The organism is Thermoplasmata archaeon (assembly GCA_035532555.1).
Taxonomy (GTDB): Archaea; Thermoplasmatota; Thermoplasmata; order Lutacidiplasmatales; family UBA184; genus Lutacidiplasma.
The window spans coordinates 134,737-153,143 of the sequence record DATKQS010000009.1 but is presented as its reverse complement, the minus strand read 5'-3'; the positions used below and the strand labels follow the sequence as shown (position 1 = coordinate 153,143).

Below are 18,407 nucleotides of genomic sequence, written 5' to 3'. Positions count from 1 at the left end.
GCACTCCATATGCCGCTTTGCGCAACGGTCGACGGCGTCCCCCACATCCTCCGGGACGTCGGATCCCGAGGTTAGCTCGGAGGAGGGGGCTCGCTCGCAGCGCCGGGATCCGGCGCGCGCCGACGCAATAGGTAGAAGCTCCGGCGCTCGTGCTCGGCGGTGATCACGGCAAAATCCTCCACGCGATGGCCCAGATCGTACGCGGACCGGAAGGCATCACGCACCGCATGCCGCCAGCGCCACAGCGCCGCTCGCTCGTGGGTCCGGACGAGATCGAGGTCGAACGGGATCTCGATGTGCGACGTCTCCGCCGAGGGTTCCGCAACGGCGGTGGGAACTCGGATTCCGGTCTCCCCCGGCTCGGTCTCGAGGATCGTCGAGGAGGAGGTCCACCGCTGGAGATCCTCCGCCGGGCTCGGGAACGCTCCTGCGAGACGGGCCACGACCTGCGGATTCGTGAGCGGCCACACCGCGCGGACCCGGTCCGTCTCGAGACCTGCGTTCACGGCGTCGCCCATCTGCCCGTAGTAGTGGGAGTGGTAGCGATCCGGTCGCGCTCCGAGCCGCCGGACGAACAGCATCGCGTTCTTGCTCTGGAGCGGATCGAAGACCCACCGGATCTCGGCGAGGCCGAGGCGGACGACCTCATCCCGGTAGTAGTTCATGAGTCGATGGCCCACCCCATGGTTTTGGTATTCAGGCCGGACGGCGAGCTGGTGAAGGTAGTGGTAGAGCTGCTCTCCGTCGAAGCCGAGGAAGCCGAGCGCGAACCCCGCGAGGTAGATGTCGGCGAAGGCGCCGAGCACGAGCCCCCCGTTGTCCTGGACGGCTCGTTGGAGCACCGGTGGAACCGGATCGACCTCCTCTCCGCCCCAGGCAAGCCGGTGGACCTGGTCGACCTGGCGGAACTCCTCGGGTTTGTCGAGGCGGCGCAGGCGAAAATCTTCGATCGGTCCGGCCCCGGTGGCCATGGATTTCGAACGGGAGGGGATTACTTAACCCGGCTCGCAAGAGGACGGAGCGTCCCTCACCGGGGGAGGCGAAGCTCCTCGCGCTTCTGGGCGTAGCGGACCTCGTCGTTCGGAGTGAGGTCCCACAGGAGCTCTTCGATCAGCGGGATGTTCCGCAGGAACTCCGCCTTGCTCTTCGTTCGCATCAGGTGCTCGAACTTGCGGTGGGCCGTGTAGTACGCGCCGACCAGATAGGCCCCGATGATGACGACGATCGGACCCACGATCGCGAACACGAGGTTCCAGTTCCAGCCCCCGCTCCCGCTGTCGTCGGTGCTCGCCGTGATCTGCTGGAACGGCCAGGAGTTCGCCAGCGGAGTGAACGCCCCGATCGCGAGGACCGTGAGCACGAGGCCGGCGGCGAAGACGATGATCGAGACGATCGCGCGGTGGGTGCGTAGCCCGATTCGGAATCGATACTCCCAGCTCTCGTGGTCCGTGTTCGATCCCATCGCGCGGCCCGGAGCGCCCCTCCGATAAGAAGCTATGGAAGGGGAGCCGAGCGACCCGTACCGCCTCGAGTACGTCGTAGCGGGTCGGGCTCATCGCGAGGGAGGGTCCCGGTCCTTGCGCCCGTATCGACCGCCGGGCGAGACCGGCGCTGGCGCTCCCACGAGCGACGGCGGCGGGACGCGATCGAGGATCACACGCGCGCGCCGATAGAGATAGATCGAGCCGATCAGGACGATCGCCGCCGCAATGCTCCCGACGATCTCTCCGCCGAAGGCGTTGAACCCAAGGAGGAACAAGCCGATCCCGGAGATGAGGGCGCCCGAGAGCACACCGGCCCCCCGTCGCGGGCTTCCGGCCGCAGTCGCGGGTAGGGACAGGAGCGCGCCCGTTACCTCGAGCGCCACGATCGCAACCGCCTGGAGTCCCACTACGGAGGTCCCGTCCCAGGTGATCGTCGAGGCCGAGAGGTACTGACCCACGAGCGCCAGCACGAGGATCCCGACGATCCCCGCACGCAATCCGACCGCGTAGAACGGGAAGCTCGGACCCTTTCCCCAATAGTGGGTCCGCCGGATCGCCCACTCGGCGAGCTCGATCGAGAGGACGAGCACGGCGAGAAGTGCGAAGGCGCCGAGCAGAGCGGCGTTCGTCATCGCCGCAAGGTACAGGAGCCATGGGAGGGAGAGGAGGATCCCGACGAACAGACCGAGAGTGTACGCGAAGATCATCCGTCGCTCGTCGAAGCGGCTTTCGGCGACCTGCGGGGTCGTGTACCGACCCATCTCCCACCACAGGTATCCTCCGGTCAGTACGATCCCGAGCGCCCCCGCGATCGTGAGGGAGAGCACGACCATCGTCAGTCGACCTTGCGCGCCACGGTCAGGAACCCGGTGTGGCCGAGCATCTCGAATGCGGGCCGCGTGCCCCCTTCGCCGACATGCAAGGGGCGCTCGAGGAGCTCGAGGGAGCGGACCTCATCGAAGCGGAGCTCCCTCAGCGAGCGCACCGTCCGTTCCAGCTGGTTGTAGGTCGGTGAATAGGTGACGACACGACCTCCGTTACAGAGGGCGGCCCGCACCGAAGGGAGCACCCCCCAGGGCTCGGGCAGATCGAGCGCCACGGCGTCGTAGTCCGTTCCCTCGATGCCGTTCGCCAGGACATCCCGCTCGTGGAAGGATACCCGACCGGCGAGTCCGCCGCGCTCGAGGTTCTGCCGGGCGAGGTGCAATGCTTCCGGTCGTCGATCGAAGGAGGCTACGTGCCCGGCGGGCCCGACGGCGTACGCGAGCACGGTCGTCAGCGCTCCGCTGCCACTGCCCGCCTCCGCCACTCGGTCCCCCGGGCCGATCCCGGCGAGGAGCACGAGGTACGCCGCGTCCTTCGCCGTGATGATCTGGGCTCCGCGCGTCATGGTCGAGAGGAGATCGGAGAGCGAGGGCCGGAGGACCGCGTACCGGGTGCCCACCCACTCGATCGAGCCGCCTACGGGCCGACCGATCTGCTCGGTCAGGTCGAGTACCGCCGCGTCGCCGACCCGCTGTGGGCCCCGCCGCAACGGAACGAGGATCGGGGGGGTACCCGGGTGTTTCAGGGCCACCACATCCCCCTCCGACCAGCGACTCTCGCCCATCGCGCCCTGTACCCATCACCATACCCCGGGCTTATGAGAGCAAGGGAGACCCTCCGAACCGCGCCCGAACCCCCACCACCCTGCAGCTCCGCCTCACGATGCCCAGAAGCCGTTCATCCACCCGCGCACGATCGCCGTTTTACGGGACCACGGTTCCGAGGAGGAGTCGGCGACACGCGGGCATGGTGTAGTCTGGTGTCGTATAGGCTTGCCAAGCCTGTAACTCGAGTTCGATTCCCCGCGCTCGCATCGACCTGTTCGAACTGCGGGAAGGTTCCGGTCCGGTTCGATTCATCTTCGCGGCTCCTACATCTTCCTCCCGCCGCCGCGGGCCCGGCTTCGCCCTGCGGAGCGATCGCTCGTGGGCGAAGGTGGCACTGGGAGTCTCGACCGTCCGGAGTTACTCCCGTCCGGTTCGAGGTCCGAGGTCCGAGATGGTATCGCGGATCCGGCTTCTCGATCCGCTGGATTCACCCAGGCAGGGGGGCGAGTACGTCGATGAGGAGATCCTCCACGTCCGGCTGCTTTCCCACCGTGGTCTCTGTCTCCTTAGTGGCATCCCCCGGTGGAGGCAAGGGCGGGCGACCTTCCCTGTGTTTCAATGCCAACACGAGGACCGTCGCGATGATGGCCGCCAGAGCGATAGATGTAAGGAGATAGAACCCGAGGTTCCCGGGCAACCCCAGGAATCCGGAAGCCGGCCCCGAAGGTGAGCCAGATGACGAGAAAGTCCACAACAGGGTCGGATCAGCTGGTAGACCGCGTACCGTAAGGATGACCGTGTAGTTCGCCGTGACCGTGACCGCGAAGTCCGTGAACAGTACACCGTTCACGTAGACGTGGCTGGACAAGACTTGCGCCAAAGTGGCGTTCTCGACCTCCGCGTACGGGATCGTGACCAGCAACGTCCCGTTGGCCTGAGAGGTGAACGTGACGGAAATGCTCCCGTTGCCGTTCGTCAGCTCCGTCACCGTAATGTTGTACCCGGTGGCGGTCACGTTGCCTGTGGTCTTCATTGAGGTCGATCCCGGCACCTTTGTCAACGTGAAGTTCACGGTGACGCTCGAGAAGATGGTCAGATTCTCAGAAAACGGGAAATATCCCGGAGCGGAGACGGACACGGTATACGTTCCGGGCAGGACCGAGACCTGGAAGTGGCCGGTTGCGTTCACGTACGCGATGAACCCGTTCACTACCACCGAGCCGTTAGCGGGCGAGAGCTCCCCGGAGAGCGTCACGGTCGTCGGGGCGGTCGTCAAGTTGAGCGTGACGTGCGTGGCCTGCCCGGCGAAGACGTTAGCCTCTAGTACCAAACTTTCGTATCCGGACGCCGTTATCGAGAGGTAGTAAGCTCCCGGGGCCACGGTCACGTTGAACGCCCCATCCTCGATCGGTACGATCACCCCGCTCGCGATTACCGTCGCCGTGGCGGGCGTCACGGTCCCGACAAGATACCCGTAGGTCGAGAGCGCCGTAAGCACTATGGAAAGCTCGGTAGCCATTCCCGCCGTCACGATCACAAGGTTCGAGTAGGGCGTGTAACCCACGAGGGTCACGTTTACGTAGTACGACCCCGGGAGCAGCGTCCAGACGTACACTCCCTCGGAGCCAATCGTCGATCGCCCGTTGACGGTGACCGACGCGTTGATGGGGAGGACTGAGACTTGGAGGTAGGTGTCTTCGGCGAACGCGGTGAAGTCGATCGTCTCAGTGGCCGCCCCTCCGTTCACAATGATGGCCCCAGAAGTGGTCGAGCTAGCATAGCCCGGAACGTCACCCACCGAGAAGCGGTACGTCCCGTTCTGCTCGAGGAATGTGATCGTGGAGGTGCTCGAATTCCGTGTGACGTCGTTCATCTCAACCGTCCACGAGGTCCCCGGCGCGAGTCCGGTTTCCACGAATGTCACCGGGAAGGAACCTACGGCCTTCGTGCTGAACGTCACTGGGACCGACTGCGCGAGACCGACCACCGTGACCGTCCCGGATCCTCCCGTGCTCGTGTAACCCGCTACGTCACCCACCGAGAAGTTGTATGTCCCGTTCTGCTCGAGGAACGTGATCGTGGAGGTGCTCGAGTTCTGGGTGGCATCGCCCATCTCGATCGTCCACGAGGTCCCCGGCGCGAGTCCGGTTTCCACGAACGTCACCGGGAAGGAACCTACGGCCTTCGTGCTGAACGTCACTGGGACCGACTGCGCGAGACCGACCACCGTGACCGTCCCGGATCCTCCCGTGCTCGTATAACCCGCTACGTCACCCACCGAGAAGTTGTATGTCCCGTTCTGCTCGAGGAACGTGATCGTGGAGGTGCTCGAATTCCGTGTGACGTCGTTCATCTCAACCGTCCACGAGGTCCCCGGCGCGAGTCCGGTCTCCACGAACGTCACGTTGTAGTGCGATGCCTCGCCATCGTTCGCCGAGACCAGCGGGATTGCACCGGTGGCCGGGGATGCCCCCATGCCGGGCATTGCTGAAACTACAAGTGCAAGCATGATTGCAGTCAGTCCAATCGCTCCGACGCCGTTGCCTACTCTCGTGCCCAACCGTCCGCGTCCCATTGTCGTTGCAATCCAGGTGACTCTATTTATATCGGGCCTCGATTTCCCGATAGGAAATTGAGCCGGATGCTACACCGTCGCCTGGCGAGCTCATGCGGAACCTAAGTGAGTCGGAGGCGTGCGTAATCCAGACACTGATTGGGGCGCCTCCGGTCACGGAGCGCGCGCTGATCCAGCAGTGCCATCTTCCCCGTTCCACGTTCCAGTACGTTCGCCGCCGCCTCTACGCGAGAGAGTGGCTTCACGACCGCTACGTGCCTCATCCCCGCGTTACCGGAGTGAGATTCGCCACGGCCGAAGTCCTTTGGCCGTTCGCGGCACGCCGGGCCTCTGACCTGCAGCGACTCCAGAGCGACCCTCAGACCGTCGTGGCTTGGAGCTCCCCGAATGTCATCTTTTACGTTCGCCTGACCGCGGAGAGCACGCCGGCGACTGACTCGCTCACCAGCAGCACTCAGGCGCGCTCGCTCCGGATTACGTGTCCCGCGACCGCGGAGGGGGTCCCAGCCTATTTCGATGCCTCAGGGCCACTTGCCGTTCTGTTTGGGCTGGCCCGGCCCAGGTCCTACCCCCTTCGCATCCGGGAGCTCGATCCAGCCCCGGGGGACAACGGCGAGGAGCGGCCGGTTTCACCCGACCGAATCCGGGCCGCCGCCGATCTCGTTGCGGCATCCGAGCGTCGGCGCGACTTCCATCTTCTCAGCCGCTCGGTGCCTCCATTCCCTCTGGGGTTGCCCCGGAATCAAGCACAACTCGTCGCCGATGGACTCGTCCAATGGAGAGTTCTTCCAGACCTTGGCCGCCTCCCGAGCTTCCGCGGGCGCATCCTTCATGATTTTGTGTTCGTACACGGCAGGCTGATCCGCAAGACTACCGGGACACGACTCTTGGAAGAGATCGTATCAGAGTGCGGTGTGTATCCGTACTTGGCGATGGTGGATGGGGAACGCACCGGCGATGTCCTCCTCGCGTTTCTCGCTGTGGGACAAGGAACTGAGCGCTCTCGGTCCTTAGGGCGGAAGATCTCCGTACAGGCATTCTTCGAAGATCGCCTACGCGCCATTACGATCGTTCGGGAATCGCTGCAGTGGCTCCGGCCCGTCATCGATCACAGGTACGAGGGTCTGATGTCGCATACGGGGACGAATCGCATCGAATAAATCGGGCGGGTCGGACGAAGCCAAGCATCGAACCGCAGGGCGATTGGCGGACCGGAGGAAGCCTACGACGGTCGGGACGATGGAGATCGTGCCCGGCGAGGCGTAGGAGCCACGGTAACGAGGGCGAGATACCCACGAACTGGTCGAGCTGCACACGGGCATCATCCGCCAATCGTCGCACCGGCTCTCACGACCTTGAGAATTGTGAACCAACCTGATTCCCACCAGAGGTATCCTCCAGCCAAGACGACCCTGAGGGTCCCGCGATCGACCAGGAGGTCGCGGTCTTCGTCGGCCGACCTTGCGTGTCACGGTCAGAACCCCTGTGTGTCCCAGCATCTCGAATGCCAGCGCCCTCCCCCCGTCGCCGACGTGCAAGGACTGCTCGGGGAGCTCCACGGACCTGACCTCATCGAACTCGATCCCCCTCAGCGACCGCACCGTCCGTTCCTGTTGGGTCTACGTGGGCGTATCGGTAACTACTCGACCACCGTCGCACAGCACGGCCCGCACTGACGCGAGAACGTCCCAAGGCTCACGCGGATCGAGTACCGCCGCGTCGCCGACCCGCTGGGGGCCCCGCCGCAACGGAACGAGGATCGGAGGAGTGCCCGGGTGCTTCAGGGCCACGACATCCCCCTCCGACCAGCGACTCTCGCCCATCGTGCCCTGTGCCCATTACCATACCCCGGGCTTAGGAGCGCAAGGGAGACCGTCCGGACCGCGCCCGCCCCCACCCTGAAGCTCCGCCTCGCGTTGCCCGTAAGTCGTAGATCTGCCCGCGCACGGTCGCCGTTTTATGGGGCCACGGCTCCGAGGAGGAGTCGGCGACACGCGGGCATAGTGTAGTCTGGTATCACATAGGCTTGCCAAGCCTATAACTCGGGTTCAAATCCCGGTGCCCGCACCTCGACCGAGGCGCCCGCCTACCGTCCTTGGGGTACGCCGAGCCACGCTTCGAGCCGCTTCAGGTTCTCCAGGCTGCCCATCACGAGGAGCGCGTCGCCGGGTTGGAAGTGGAAGGACGCCGGAGGGTTGAGCGCCGTGACATACTCGCCGGGGCCCCGCGGGCGCGCGTACCCGATGACGATGCAACCGGAAGCGGCGCGCACCATCGTCTCGGCCTCCGAGAGCGCCTGGCGAGAGAGTGGGGTCTTCTCAGTGAGCACGTATTCGCCGATGTCCGCCCCGTAGGCGGCACTCGTGAGATCTTCGAAGACGTTGACGACCTCGGGCCGGAATGCGGCGTTGGCGACGAGGCGGCCTCCCATGTCGTTGGGGGAAGCCACGTACGTAACCCCGGCGCTGCGCAGCGTGGGCCGCAGCTCCGCACGGGTGACCGATACCACGATCCGTACGTTCGGGGCGATCTGCCGGACCGCGAGCGCGGTGATCAGGTTGGTCGTGTCGTCCGGGGTGCAGATGACGACCGCTTTGGCCGCGGCCGCATTCAATCGGTTCAGGACCTCGGAATCTCCTGTCGGATAGAAGCTTACGTAGATCCGGTGTTCCGGCGCGAGCGCCCGGATGTTGGGGAGCTCGTTGATGTCGGCCGTCGCGACCGCAACGCGCTCGCCGACGGCGAGGAGCTCGCGGACCGCTGCGCGGCCCACTCCGGCGTAGCCGATGACGACGACGTGGCCGGTGAAATCCGTTCCGAGCATGCCGAGGTTCCGCTTGTGGGACTCGTCGTTCACGACACCGATGATGATAGAGATGAGGTACGCCGTCAGGAACACCGCGACCAGGATGACACCGATCGTGAACCAGCGAGCATTCGGCGTCGTGGGAACGACGTCCCCGTAGCCGACGGTCGCGATCGTTACGACCGCCCAGTAGAACGACGTGCCTAGGTCGTCGCCCCCACCCTCGAGCAGGTAGAACCCGGCGCTGGCGCCGAGGAGGAGCGCCGCGTACGCCGCGAGGAACTTCCACAGCCGTCGCAGCAATGCGCTGTAGAAACCTACATGACCGCTCGCCACGTTCGCCGAAGTACCATCGAGGGGTAACTCTTTCTATATCGCCGTAAATCGCGTGCCCCGGGGGGACGTCCCGGACGGCGGGGGGCCTGCCGGGTCCTAGCAAATGCTAAGTAGGATTGCCCAGGTGGATGAGCACTTGATGGCCGCCACTCCCGTCGCGGCCCTCGGAGATGCTGTCGTGACCACCGGTGTTCCTGCATCACCGAAGGGGCCGGCAGATTTCACCCGTTTCGAGCGGGCGCGCATCCTCGGCGCTCGGGCCCTTCAGATCTCGCTCGGTGCCCCCATCCTGATCGAGCTTCCGCCCTCCATGATCGACCCGGTCGAAATCGCCGAGCGCGAGTTCGCGGCGGACGTCATCCCGATCACGGTCCGCGCCGGCCCGCCGCACGCGTAGTGCGCCCGGGGGCGCTCACACTCCGGCTTGATCGAGGGCGTGCGCGCACGCGCACGTTGGGGCGCGCGCGAGCCGTGGGATCAGCGCAGAGAGGAGTTTGCGCATCCGCTCGACGTTACGGTTCATGGTCTCGATGATCTCGCGCATCTCGACCGGGTGCTCCGCCCACACGTCGTAGTCGGTCACCATGGCCAGGCAGGCATAGCACAGGCACCGCTCGCGCGCGAGAGTGACCTCGGGCACCAACGTCATCCCGATGATGTCCGCGAATCCTCGGAAGAACTTCGACTCGGCGCGTGTGGAGAAGCGTGGACCCTCGATGCAGACGTACGTCGAGCCTTCCGCGAAGGGGCTCGAGAGCTCCCGGCCGGTCGTGGACGCCTGCGCGAGCAGGTCCGGGCAGAACGGGTCGGCCATCGACACGTGATAGACCCGACCTCCGTCGTGGAACGTGGTGGGCCTCTGCTTGGTGAAGTCGACGAACTGACGAGGCAGCACGAACGTGCCCGGAGCGAGCTCTTCCCGGAGCGATCCGACCGAGCTCACCGTCACGATGGCATCCGCGCCGAGCGCCCGGAGCGCGTCGATGTTCGCTCGATAGTTCACCCGGTGCGGCGGAATGGTGTGGCCGACGCCGTGGCGCGGGAGGAACAGGGTGCGCACGCCGCCCACTTGGCCCTCCTCGATCGGGGCCGATGGGGCCCCCCAGGGCGTCGATATCCGGTGCATCTTGCTCTCCCCGGCGAATATCCCGGAGAGACCGCTGCCTCCGATCACCGCGATCGTGCGGCGAGGTGGGGTCTCCGCGACGGGGTTCATGGCGTCTCCTTCCGAGGGATGGCCCGGGGTCGGTTGCGCGCCCCGACGCGGGCCATGACGACCTCCCCCCGGGTCCGTTCGAGTAAGGATCTCGCGGTGTCCTGCTTGGGTTTGAGCGGCACGATTGCCCGGGTAGTGTCGAAACGCATCAAGGTATGGTAGAGGCTCGCCATGAGCTCGAGGTACGCCTCGGCCCGGTCGAGGTCGTCCGCCGCGAGGCGATCGAGCGCGAGACGGCGCACTTCCCCAACTACATCGCCGAGGCCGAGCAGATAGGACTCCACGTCGACCCCCACCTCGGCCGGAGATGGCAACCGTCGACCTCCGACGATGGCCGCCAGGAGGAGCGCCTCGCTCGCCTCTTGGAAGGCGTCGCGAGCGAGGGAGGCGTCCACGCGCGCACCGCGGTCGAGATACTGGGCGAGCGCACGCGTCTCGTCCCGGAGCATGCGGAGGTCGGATGCGGAGGCGGCTCCGCCGTGCAGCTGGATCATGGTACCCTGGGCATGGCGTCGAAGGCGCCGGGCGCGCGCATCCAGGTCCTCGCGTCGACGCTCCCGGTCTCGGAGATGGGCCTCGATGCTCTCGACGACCGGTTCCGGTACGCCCGCGAACCGCCGCTTCGGACTACCGGAAGAGCGTGAAACGGGCATCATCGTTCCCTCCGTCCAGGATCCCAAGACGCACACCCGCGTCGAGCCACGCATGCGCGTAGCTCGCGGCGGCAAGCGCCCGTTCGAGGTCTCCCTTTTCGGCGAAATGCTCGGCGTCCGTGAGATACGCCTTGGCCATCGCGAGGTAATCATCGGCGGCTCCCGCGAGGAACGAGCGCCGCGGGGCGGCGGGCCGCACGCGCTGGAGCGCCTCCCGCGTGAGCTCGAGATACTTCGCGTACAGCGGCCGATCGGTCACGGTGGGTGACCGATGGCGGGCCGGCGATATAACGCGGGCGCGGCCCTACTTCGGGACCTTCTCCCAGTCCTTGAGGAACCGGGCGAGCCCGATGTCCGTGAGGGGATGGACCGGAAGCTTCTCCATCACCGCATACGGCATCGTCGCGATGTCCGCACCGAGCCGGGCCGCCTCGAGCACATGCACCGGGTGGCGCACGCTTGCGACCAAGACCTCCGGCATGCGCTGGAGCTGGGGCGTTCTACCCTGCCGTGGAGGAACGGCGTGCTCGAGCGGGGCGGGCCGGTTGCTCGACGATAGATCCGCCGGACGTACGCGGTCGAAGTGCGGCCAGGCTATGGAGGTCGGTCACGTAGCGAGCGTACCCGTTCTCGTCGAGCGGAGTTTCGAGATACCCGGGGACCGCCCTCCAGCGCCGGTCGTTTACGAGATGGCGGAACCCTTCGAGCCCGATCTCCCCATGTCCTATGTTCTCGTGGCGATCGAGGTGGGAACCGAGCCCCGATTTGGCATCGTTCAGGTGGAACGCATGCACCTGCTCGATCCCGATCGTGTCCCGGATGCGATCGATGAGCGCTCCGTAGTCCTCTGCCGTGCGAAAATCGAACCCCGCCGCGAAGAGGTGGCAGGTGTCGAGGGCGACGCCGGCGCGAGACGGGGTATCGAGCCCGGCGAGGATTGCCTGGAGCTCCTCGAAGCTGGAGCAGAGCGTCGTGCCCTGTCCCGCCGAGTTTTCGAGCAGCGCGCGCACGCGGACCCCCGGCGTGGCGAGGAAGGCGTCGTTCAGGTTTGCCGTGATCGACGCGATGCCGGCTTCGACCCCGGATCCAGTGTGGGCCCCCGGATGGAAGATCAGTCCGTCGACCCCGAGGAGCTCCGCGCGCTGGATCTCATCGCGGAACGTCTTCCGGGACTGCCGGAGCATCGCGGATTTGGGGCTGGCGAGATTGAGAAGATATCCATGATGTACCGCTGTGGCCCGGAGCCTCTCCCGGACCACGGCCTCGCGGAACCGTAGGGCCGCCTCGGGGGCGATGGGGGGACCCGCCCACATCTGCGGGCTCTTGGAGAAGATCTGGATCGCTTCGCAGCCGATCTGCCGGCCCTGTACGGGAGCGTTGGCGAGTCCACCGGCGATGCCGATGTGCGCGCCGAGGTACACGGATCGGGACGGAACTCGGCGCACTTAGGGTTTGTCGAATTTCGCCCGGCGTCGTTGGATCAAGCGGAGGCCGCGGAGGGGCCTGAACGGTGCGCTCCTCCGAGGACGAAGAGCGGCGCGAGAATGCCGAAGAGCGGCGCGAGGATCACGATGTATCGCAGACCCGGAACGTGGGTGAGCATGCTCGCAAAGGGAAGCACCAGGATGACGAGCAGGAGCAGGTAGAGAACGCCACCCACGATCAAGAGCGCGGAGGGGATCCGACCTCCTCCGATGAAGAGGCCGACGACGACCCCGACGCTGCCCGCCCAGCCGAGCCAGAACCCGATCACCGCCGTGGCGGCGCCGAGGGGGCTCTGCGAGTTGAGGCACGAGAGCGCCTGGGTGGGTTGCCCGCGGATGCATGCGGTGATCGAGTCCAGAGATCCCAGGAAGTACGACGCGCCGACGATTACCAGGATGAATCCGATCGACCCGACCCAGCACAGGGCGATGGCGACGTCAAACCGCGAATCCTCCTTGCGCAGCGCGCTGAATCCCCACCGGTACATCATCAGGGATAACAGGAACAGCAGGGCGCCGGCGATCAGGAGCCAGTTGGCGTACTGCAGGAAGGTGGAGTCGAAGGTGAAGATGCCCCCGGGGTTGTAAGCCGCGAGCCAGAGGAACGCGGCGGGAAGCGCGATCGCAGCTACCGCTCCGACGAAGCCGGCCCACGCACCCATCCGAAAGCGATGCAGCCCCTTCTGCTCTTGGCGGCTGAGGGAGTTGTCGTATGGTTCCGAGGCGGGAGCCGTTGCACCCGGATTCCCGGTCATCCCGTCTCTCGCGCGCTCTCGATCCTCCTACGTAGAGGAGCCGATCGCGGCCTCTCTATGCCCGACCGGCTAGAGAAGCGTACATCCCCGGGACCCGGGGAGAGGCTGACAGCTTTCCGCGCTTCCCGTAGGCTCGCGCACTTCAGTACCTCGCGGAACGCCAGTGGGCTTAACTGCCGGGTTCGGAATGGGACCGGGTGTTTCCCCACCGCTTTGACCGTCAGCCGAACGGTCCACCGAGGCACGCTATTTAACGTTCATGGAAGCGGATGGGCTCCGCGGAGGAAAGGCGGCCCGGGGCGTGCGTCGGGTGCTTCAGTACCGTCGCGCGTCGATTCTCGCCGGCGCGCCCATGGTCTCGAACAGCTCGAGCCGCACGCCGTCCGGGTCCCGAACGTAGACCGCCTTCGGGTTCTCCGCCTCGAGCGCTGGGCCCGGTTGGTGCATCATCGCTTCCGACCGGATTTTCCCGGCCGCCCGCCGGGAGACGGTCTCGCTCACCCAATCGATGTCGATGTGGTCGCGTTCCTATCCTGGGACGTACGGAACGGCGCGCGGCGGACCCGAGCGCGAGCGACGCCCATCGAAATCATCATCCCGCCCCGGCGCTGCACCCGCCCGTAGAACTCGCCGGGCCCCGGGGGTCCGGTGGGGACACGGAACACCGATGATCGGACAGGCCGAGCCGCCCCAGGTGGACGAGTACCGACTGCACCTCGACGTCGACTTTGCCGATCAGCGTTGGACGGGAACCATCGAGTTCGACATCGCTCCGGCCCCGGAGCGGATCTCGCTGGATTGCGATCGCCTGGAGATCCGTGGGGCGTGGGTCGAGGGCCTCCCCGCGACCCACCATGTGGACCGCGCGACGAACAGCCTGCACATCGCAATTCCTCGGCCGGGTCCACGGGCCCGGGTCCGGGTCGAGTTCGATGGCGTCGTCGATCCGGCGAACATGATGGGACTCTACCGGTCGAAGTTCGCGGGCGGCTACGCGCTCGTCAGCCAGTGCGAGGCGACGGGGGCGCGCAAGATCTTCCCCTGCTTCGATCGGCCCGATCGCAAGGCGCGCTTCCGGACGAGCATCACGACCGATGCAGCCCAGGAGGTCGTCTCGAACACGTTTCCGGAGAAGGTCACGACGCATGGTGCGCGTCGCCTCTGGAAGTTCGCCCCTACTCCGCCGATGGCAACGTACCTCTTCTTCGTGGGGATTGGAACGTTCGAACGGGCGGAGGACAAGTCCGGGCGCGTCGCGATCGCGGTCGTGACCGCTCCGGGAAGCGGACCGGCCGCCGCCTTCGCACTCTCGGTCACGGGCCGCCTCCTTCGGGCCTTCGAGGAGTACTACGGGATCGAGTACCCACTCCCCAAGCTCGACCTGATCGGGGTCCCAGAGCACCCGTTCGGAGCGATGGAGAACTGGGGAGCGATCAGCTTCCGCGATATGCGGCTCCTGGTCACGGAGCGCTCGGGAACGCTCGACCGGCGCCAAACCTTCGACACCATCGCGCACGAACTCGCCCACCAGTGGTTCGGGAACCTCGTGACGATGCAGTGGTGGACGGACATCTGGCTGAACGAGAGCTTCGCGACTCTGATGGCGCTCAAGATGGTCGATCGGCTCGACCCGGAGCTGCAGGCGATCAACGAGTTCTTCATGATCTTCATGGGACCCGGGCTGCGCAGCGATTCTCTGACTTCCACGGTCCCAGTGAGCGTGCCGGTCGTCGAGCCGGACGAGATCAACCAGGTCTTCGATCCCGCGATCAGCTACGGGAAGGGGGCGAGCGTCCTCCGCATGATCGAGGCCTACCTCGGGGAGGAGACGTTCCGCCGTGGGGTCATCGAGTACCTGACTCGCCACAAGTGGCAGAACGCCCGGACGAGCGATCTGTGGGAGGCCCTCGGCGAAGCGTCGCGGCAGCCGATCCCGGAGATCCTCGGGCCCTGGATCGAGCGAGCCGGCCTACCGGTCGTGGAGGCGCGTGGGGTCTCGGGCGGCCTCGAACTGCGTCAGCGCCGGTACCGGTTGGACGGAGTGCACGCGCCCGGCGTCTGGATGATCCCCATGGTGATCGAGGTCGATGGTCGGACCGAACGCGTGCGGCTCGACTCGGAGCGCCACATGCTACCGGTGCCCGCAACGGCCTCCGTCCATCTCAATCGGGGGGCCACGGGATTCTACCGCGTCCTCTACGACCCGACGCTGTACGATCGGCTCCTGTCCACGTTCGTCGAGCGATCGATGGCCGAGAAGTGGATCGTCATGGAAGACCTGTACGCGTTCGTCCTCTCTGGAGAGGTTCCGTTCGAGACCTACGCACGGTTCGCGCGCGCCCTGTCCTCGTGCGTCGACTACCCGGTCGTCGCTTCGGTGAGCTCGGCGTTGCGCGCCTTCGGGCTGTACGCTCCCGATGCGGTCGAGGTCAACGACCTCGCCCGATCCTACCTCGCCGATCAGTTCCATCGCATCGGTCCGCGCGCTCGGCCCGAGGAGCCCGCCGGCACCGGGGTGCTCCGCGAGAGCCTCTCCCTCTCCCGCGCCATGCTCGATCCGGGCTTCGCCCGGGAACTTTCCGAGCTGTTCGTCGAGTGGGAGCGGCTCGATCCCGACCTTCGAGGGGCCGTGGCGATCGGGCGCTCGCGCACCGAAGGGGACCTCGCGCATCGTGAGATCCGCCAACGGCTCTCGCAGAACCCGCCCGAGGGCGAGGCGGCGAGACTCGAGAACGCGCTGAGCTGGAGCGCCGCCCCCCGGCTCGTCGAGGCGACGCTCGATGGGGCCCTGCGGGGGGAGATCAATCGCGGCCACGTGTGGACCGTCATCATCCACGCCGGCCTCAACCGCCCGTCCCGGGAGATCACATGGAAGTGGCTCCAAGCCCACGTCACCGAGCTGAACGAGTTCTTCCGGGGGACCGGGTTCATGCCCGAGGTCCTCTACCCGCTCATCCCCGTTCTGGGACTCGGGCGGGATAAGGAGGTCCGTGCGTTCTTCGCCGCGAACCCGTTCCCGGAAGGGGCACGGGGGGCAGCGAAGGGGCTCGAAATGCTCACGATCGCCGAGAACTTCGCCCGCCGGATCGGCGGGAAGCGGGCGTAGGGGCGCCCCGGCGCGAGGACGGCCGCTCCTCCGCCGACCATATGTACCAAGTGCCGTGCGCTTGGCTGAGCCGGTGCCCCTCTGCGTCGTACAGGTTGCCCTCGACGAACGCAAGGTGGCGGCCCCGTCGGAGCACGTCGCCTCGGGCCCGGAGCACGGCGTCCTCGCGGGCCCCTCGTAGGAACTCCACGTAGAGTGAGGTGGTCGCAGTCGTCTCGCCTTCCCCGAGGGTAGTGACCACCGCCCCTCCCATCGCGGTGTCGAGGATCGTGGCATAGACCCCTCCGTGCACGACCCCGTTGATGTTCAGGTGCCGCTGGTCGACCGTCCCGGCGACCGTGCAGTAGCCGACCCCGGATTGTTCGGCGTCGATGAGGAATCCCACCGTTTGGTGGAACCCCCCGAGGCGGTTCGCACGCGCGAGATCGCGTGGAGAGCGGTACGCCACGGGCCGCGGTGTCGCGGGGGGACGCGCCATCGTCCGTAGGAGGCGCCGTGGTGGATAAGTACTGCGCGCCGTCCTCGGGGAGGAGCGCATGGCGAGGGAAATCCCGGGTCGGGCGACGTACGAAGCCGCTCCGAACATCGCCCTCGTGAAGTACTGGGGCGTCCGGGATCCGGAGCTCGCCCTCCCGTACAATTCGTCGCTCTCGGTCACGCTCGATCGGCTCCGGACCCGCACGACGGTGGTGTTCGATCGAGCTCTATCGGAGGATCGGTTCGTCCTCGACGGGACGCTCCAGCGCGGCGGACCGCTCTCGGCGGTCTCCGCCTTTCTCGATCGAGTGCGGGCGATCGCACACACGCCGACGCACGCGCTCGTCCGCTCGACCAACAACTTCCCCACGGCGAGCGGCATGGCGAGCAGCGCGAGCGGCTTCGCGGCGCTCGCGGGAGCGAGCACGGCGGCGGCGGGTCTCGATCTGAGCGACCGGGCGCTTTCCCAGCTCGCCCGCTACGGATCGGGCAGTGCCTCGCGCTCAATCTTCGGAGGGTTCGTGGAGTGGCGCGCCGGCACGCGCTCGGACGGCCGAGACTGCTACGCGCGGACGCTGCACCCACCGCGGTACTGGCCGTCCTTTCGCGATCTCGTCGTGCTCATCGACGCCGCTCCGACGAAATCCGTGCGCTCGGCCGATGCGATGCAGACCTCGGTACATACCTCCCCGTACTTCCCCCAGCGTCAACGCGAGCTGCCGGCTCGGACCCGAAGAATGACCCGGGCGATCCACGATCGAGATGCACCGACCCTGTTTCCCCTCGTGATGGAGGAATGCGATAGCTTCCGCAACGTTTGCGAAACGACGGTGCCATCGCTCGACTACCTTACGGTCTCCTCGCGGGCGATCATCTCCGAGGTGCGCGGGCTCAACCATGAGGAAGGGCGGCCCGTGGCCGCGTACACCCATGATGCGGGCGCCCACCTGCACGTCTTCCTGCTCGCACCGGACGCGCCCCGGGTGCGGCGCCGCCTCTCGAGGATCCCCGGCATTCGCCGGATGCTCTTGCTCCGGCCGGGACCGGGCGGGCGGCGTCTCGCCTAGTGGATGTGGCGGTCGAAGTCCGCCGCCGGCACCTGAAGCCCGATCGAGGTCAGGAGCGGCGTGACCTCGTGGATGTACCGTTCGCGCGCTTCCTCGTTCGTCCAGCGCTTGAGACCGTACTCGATCGCTCGCCGGCTCGTGTCGGAATTGGAGTGCCCGAACATGTCGAGGGCACGCGGGTACCACTTGTTGACCGCGGCCTGGGCCTCGTCCTTCGAGCCCGAGTACTTCGGTCCGTACTGCGCCATCCGGCGAAGCACGCTGAACCCGAAGTTGAGGTGGAGCTGTTCCTCGGAGAGCATCAAGGGCATCGCGCGCGCGAGCGGGCCGTACGAGCACTCCTGGAAGGAGCGGAGCTGGTAGACGCCGACCCGGTCGACGAGGCAGGTGAACGCGCCGACATCGCTCCAGCGCTCGAACTTCATGTTGAACGCGTCGAGCTTGTGCTCGCCCTCGCGCTTCGTCAACAGCTCGTCGATGTCCTTCTGGCCGTCCTCACCGAAGTCGCGGAGGACGCGGCACGCCTGGAGTCCGTGGCGCGCTTCGTCCGCGACAATGCGGGCTTCGATCCAGCGATCCTCGAGCGTCGGGGCCGAGTCGAGCCAGGGGCGGTGCTGTTGGATCGATGCGAACTCGGTGTCGGCCTGCACCACCATGAGCCGAATGACGAGCTTGCGCATGTCGCCAGGGAGCTCCTCCCCCGTCTCGTACTTGCGAACTCCCGCGGACGAGCCCCAGAGGATCTCGCGGACGGGCTCGACGGTCCCGCCCTCCTGGATGATCTTGGAGACGTTCGCCGCCGGCGCCGCGGCGTGCGGCTCCGGTCCTGGAGAGGTCGGTGAGTGCATCGCGTGCT

At 66.4% G+C, this 18,407-nt stretch carries 18 protein-coding genes, 1 tRNA gene, 1 rRNA gene and 1 pseudogene; 5 read left to right on the top strand and 16 right to left on the bottom strand.

What is annotated here, in order from left to right; genetic code table 11:
• Positions 1 to 71: 71 nt before the first annotated feature.
• The 5 genes from VMV28_02655 to VMV28_02635 all read right to left on the bottom strand — a co-directional run bounded on the left by VMV28_02655 (position 72) and on the right by VMV28_02635 (position 5,561).
• Positions 72 to 971, bottom strand: coding sequence for a GNAT family N-acetyltransferase (locus tag VMV28_02655; protein HUZ79504.1), 900 nt, complete (start codon positions 969 to 971; stop codon positions 72 to 74).
• Between the two features lie 56 nt (positions 972 to 1,027).
• Positions 1,028 to 1,462, bottom strand: coding sequence for a hypothetical protein (locus tag VMV28_02650; protein ID HUZ79503.1), 435 nt, complete (start codon positions 1,460 to 1,462; stop codon positions 1,028 to 1,030).
• Positions 1,463 to 1,552: 90 nt separating this feature from the next.
• Positions 1,553 to 2,317, bottom strand: a complete 765-nt coding sequence (locus tag VMV28_02645) for a hypothetical protein (protein ID HUZ79502.1) — start codon at positions 2,315 to 2,317, stop codon at positions 1,553 to 1,555.
• A gap of 2 nt (positions 2,318 to 2,319) precedes the next feature.
• Positions 2,320 to 3,093 (bottom strand): tRNA (adenine-N1)-methyltransferase, encoded by a 774-nt coding sequence (locus tag VMV28_02640; protein ID HUZ79501.1) that lies wholly within the window; start codon positions 3,091 to 3,093, stop codon positions 2,320 to 2,322.
• Between the two features lie 470 nt (positions 3,094 to 3,563).
• On the bottom strand, positions 3,564 to 5,561 hold the full coding sequence (locus VMV28_02635) for a PEGA domain-containing protein (GenBank protein ID HUZ79500.1): 1,998 nt from the start codon (positions 5,559 to 5,561) through the stop codon (positions 3,564 to 3,566).
• A 182-nt stretch (positions 5,562 to 5,743) separates the two neighbouring features.
• On the opposite strand from VMV28_02635, the gene VMV28_02630 reads away from it, so the two are divergent.
• Positions 5,744 to 6,811 carry a hypothetical protein gene (locus VMV28_02630; GenBank protein ID HUZ79499.1) on the top strand — a complete coding sequence of 356 codons (1,068 nt, stop codon included), beginning with the start codon at positions 5,744 to 5,746 and terminating at the stop codon, positions 6,809 to 6,811.
• An 834-nt stretch (positions 6,812 to 7,645) separates the two neighbouring features.
• Positions 7,646 to 7,718 (top strand) — tRNA-Gly (locus VMV28_02625).
• 19 nt (positions 7,719 to 7,737) lie between these two features.
• Here VMV28_02625 and VMV28_02620 read toward each other — a convergent pair.
• The gene (locus VMV28_02620) at positions 7,738 to 8,793 is read right to left on the bottom strand and encodes an NAD-binding protein (protein HUZ79498.1); all 1,056 of its coding nucleotides are present in this window, start codon (positions 8,791 to 8,793) and stop codon (positions 7,738 to 7,740) included.
• 178 nt (positions 8,794 to 8,971) lie between these two features.
• Between VMV28_02620 and VMV28_02615 the strand changes: the two genes are divergently transcribed.
• Positions 8,972 to 9,190 (top strand): DNA-directed RNA polymerase subunit K, encoded by a 219-nt coding sequence (locus VMV28_02615; protein HUZ79497.1) that lies wholly within the window; start codon positions 8,972 to 8,974, stop codon positions 9,188 to 9,190.
• A gap of 15 nt (positions 9,191 to 9,205) precedes the next feature.
• Here the strand turns inward: VMV28_02615 and mtnP are convergent, their stop codons facing one another.
• The 8 genes and pseudogenes from mtnP to VMV28_02575 all read right to left on the bottom strand — a co-directional run bounded on the left by mtnP (position 9,206) and on the right by VMV28_02575 (position 13,351).
• On the bottom strand, positions 9,206 to 10,009 hold the full coding sequence (gene mtnP / locus VMV28_02610) for an S-methyl-5'-thioadenosine phosphorylase (GenBank protein ID HUZ79496.1): 804 nt from the start codon (positions 10,007 to 10,009) through the stop codon (positions 9,206 to 9,208).
• Positions 10,006 to 10,665: a hypothetical protein gene (locus VMV28_02605; protein HUZ79495.1), complete on the bottom strand. Its 660-nt coding sequence runs from the start codon at positions 10,663 to 10,665 to the stop codon at positions 10,006 to 10,008. The genes mtnP and VMV28_02605 overlap by 4 nt, the downstream gene beginning before the upstream one ends.
• Entirely contained in the window at positions 10,637 to 10,921 is a 285-nt protein-coding gene (locus VMV28_02600; protein ID HUZ79494.1) for a DUF357 domain-containing protein, read from the bottom strand. The genes VMV28_02605 and VMV28_02600 overlap by 29 nt, the downstream gene beginning before the upstream one ends.
• A gap of 45 nt (positions 10,922 to 10,966) precedes the next feature.
• Positions 10,967 to 11,137 (bottom strand): annotated as a pseudogene (locus VMV28_02595) (fructose-6-phosphate aldolase).
• A 25-nt stretch (positions 11,138 to 11,162) separates the two neighbouring features.
• Positions 11,163 to 12,083 (bottom strand): deoxyribonuclease IV, encoded by a 921-nt coding sequence (locus VMV28_02590; protein ID HUZ79493.1) that lies wholly within the window; start codon positions 12,081 to 12,083, stop codon positions 11,163 to 11,165.
• A 59-nt stretch (positions 12,084 to 12,142) separates the two neighbouring features.
• Positions 12,143 to 12,901: a hypothetical protein gene (locus VMV28_02585; GenBank protein HUZ79492.1), complete on the bottom strand. Its 759-nt coding sequence runs from the start codon at positions 12,899 to 12,901 to the stop codon at positions 12,143 to 12,145.
• Positions 12,902 to 13,004: 103 nt separating this feature from the next.
• A 5S ribosomal RNA gene (rrf, locus tag VMV28_02580) occupies positions 13,005 to 13,126 on the bottom strand.
• A 90-nt stretch (positions 13,127 to 13,216) separates the two neighbouring features.
• Positions 13,217 to 13,351: a hypothetical protein gene (locus tag VMV28_02575; GenBank protein ID HUZ79491.1), complete on the bottom strand. Its 135-nt coding sequence runs from the start codon at positions 13,349 to 13,351 to the stop codon at positions 13,217 to 13,219.
• 217 nt (positions 13,352 to 13,568) lie between these two features.
• On the opposite strand from VMV28_02575, the gene VMV28_02570 reads away from it, so the two are divergent.
• Complete coding sequence (locus VMV28_02570) at positions 13,569 to 16,007, top strand: M1 family metallopeptidase (GenBank protein HUZ79490.1); 2,439 nt, start codon at positions 13,569 to 13,571, stop codon at positions 16,005 to 16,007.
• On the opposite strand, the gene VMV28_02565 is transcribed toward VMV28_02570, so the two are convergent.
• The gene (locus tag VMV28_02565) at positions 15,958 to 16,485 is read right to left on the bottom strand and encodes a PaaI family thioesterase (protein HUZ79489.1); all 528 of its coding nucleotides are present in this window, start codon (positions 16,483 to 16,485) and stop codon (positions 15,958 to 15,960) included. The two genes, VMV28_02570 and VMV28_02565, sit on opposite strands and share 50 nt — an antisense overlap.
• Before the next feature lie 58 nt (positions 16,486 to 16,543).
• Here VMV28_02565 and mvaD point away from each other — a divergent pair, with 58 nt between their 5' ends.
• Entirely contained in the window at positions 16,544 to 17,551 is a 1,008-nt protein-coding gene (gene mvaD / locus VMV28_02560) for a diphosphomevalonate decarboxylase (protein ID HUZ79488.1), read from the top strand.
• Here the strand turns inward: mvaD and VMV28_02555 are convergent.
• On the bottom strand, positions 17,548 to 18,399 hold the full coding sequence (locus tag VMV28_02555; protein ID HUZ79487.1) for a Phenylacetic acid catabolic protein: 852 nt from the start codon (positions 18,397 to 18,399) through the stop codon (positions 17,548 to 17,550). The two genes, mvaD and VMV28_02555, sit on opposite strands and share 4 nt — an antisense overlap.
• Positions 18,400 to 18,407 lie beyond the last annotated feature (8 nt).

Coding starts and splice junctions, on each gene's coding strand:
- VMV28_02655 (HUZ79504.1), bottom strand. CDS start 971: ATGGCCACCGGGGCCGGACCGATCGAAGATTTTCGCCTGCGCCGCCTC.
- VMV28_02650 (HUZ79503.1), bottom strand. CDS start 1,462: ATGGGATCGAACACGGACCACGAGAGCTGGGAGTATCGATTCCGAATC.
- VMV28_02645 (HUZ79502.1), bottom strand. CDS start 2,317: ATGGTCGTGCTCTCCCTCACGATCGCGGGGGCGCTCGGGATCGTACTG.
- VMV28_02640 (HUZ79501.1), bottom strand. CDS start 3,093: ATGGGCGAGAGTCGCTGGTCGGAGGGGGATGTGGTGGCCCTGAAACAC.
- VMV28_02635 (HUZ79500.1), bottom strand. CDS start 5,561: ATGCCCGGCATGGGGGCATCCCCGGCCACCGGTGCAATCCCGCTGGTC.
- VMV28_02630 (HUZ79499.1), top strand. CDS start 5,744: ATGCGGAACCTAAGTGAGTCGGAGGCGTGCGTAATCCAGACACTGATT.
- mtnP (HUZ79496.1), bottom strand. CDS start 10,009: ATGAACCCCGTCGCGGAGACCCCACCTCGCCGCACGATCGCGGTGATC.
- VMV28_02605 (HUZ79495.1), bottom strand. CDS start 10,665: ATGATGCCCGTTTCACGCTCTTCCGGTAGTCCGAAGCGGCGGTTCGCG.
- VMV28_02585 (HUZ79492.1), bottom strand. CDS start 12,901: ATGACCGGGAATCCGGGTGCAACGGCTCCCGCCTCGGAACCATACGAC.
- VMV28_02575 (HUZ79491.1), bottom strand. CDS start 13,351: ATGATGCACCAACCGGGCCCAGCGCTCGAGGCGGAGAACCCGAAGGCG.
- VMV28_02570 (HUZ79490.1), top strand. CDS start 13,569: ATGATCGGACAGGCCGAGCCGCCCCAGGTGGACGAGTACCGACTGCAC.
- VMV28_02565 (HUZ79489.1), bottom strand. CDS start 16,485: ATGGCGCGTCCCCCCGCGACACCGCGGCCCGTGGCGTACCGCTCTCCA.
- mvaD (HUZ79488.1), top strand. CDS start 16,544: ATGGCGAGGGAAATCCCGGGTCGGGCGACGTACGAAGCCGCTCCGAAC.
- VMV28_02555 (HUZ79487.1), bottom strand. CDS start 18,399: ATGCACTCACCGACCTCTCCAGGACCGGAGCCGCACGCCGCGGCGCCG.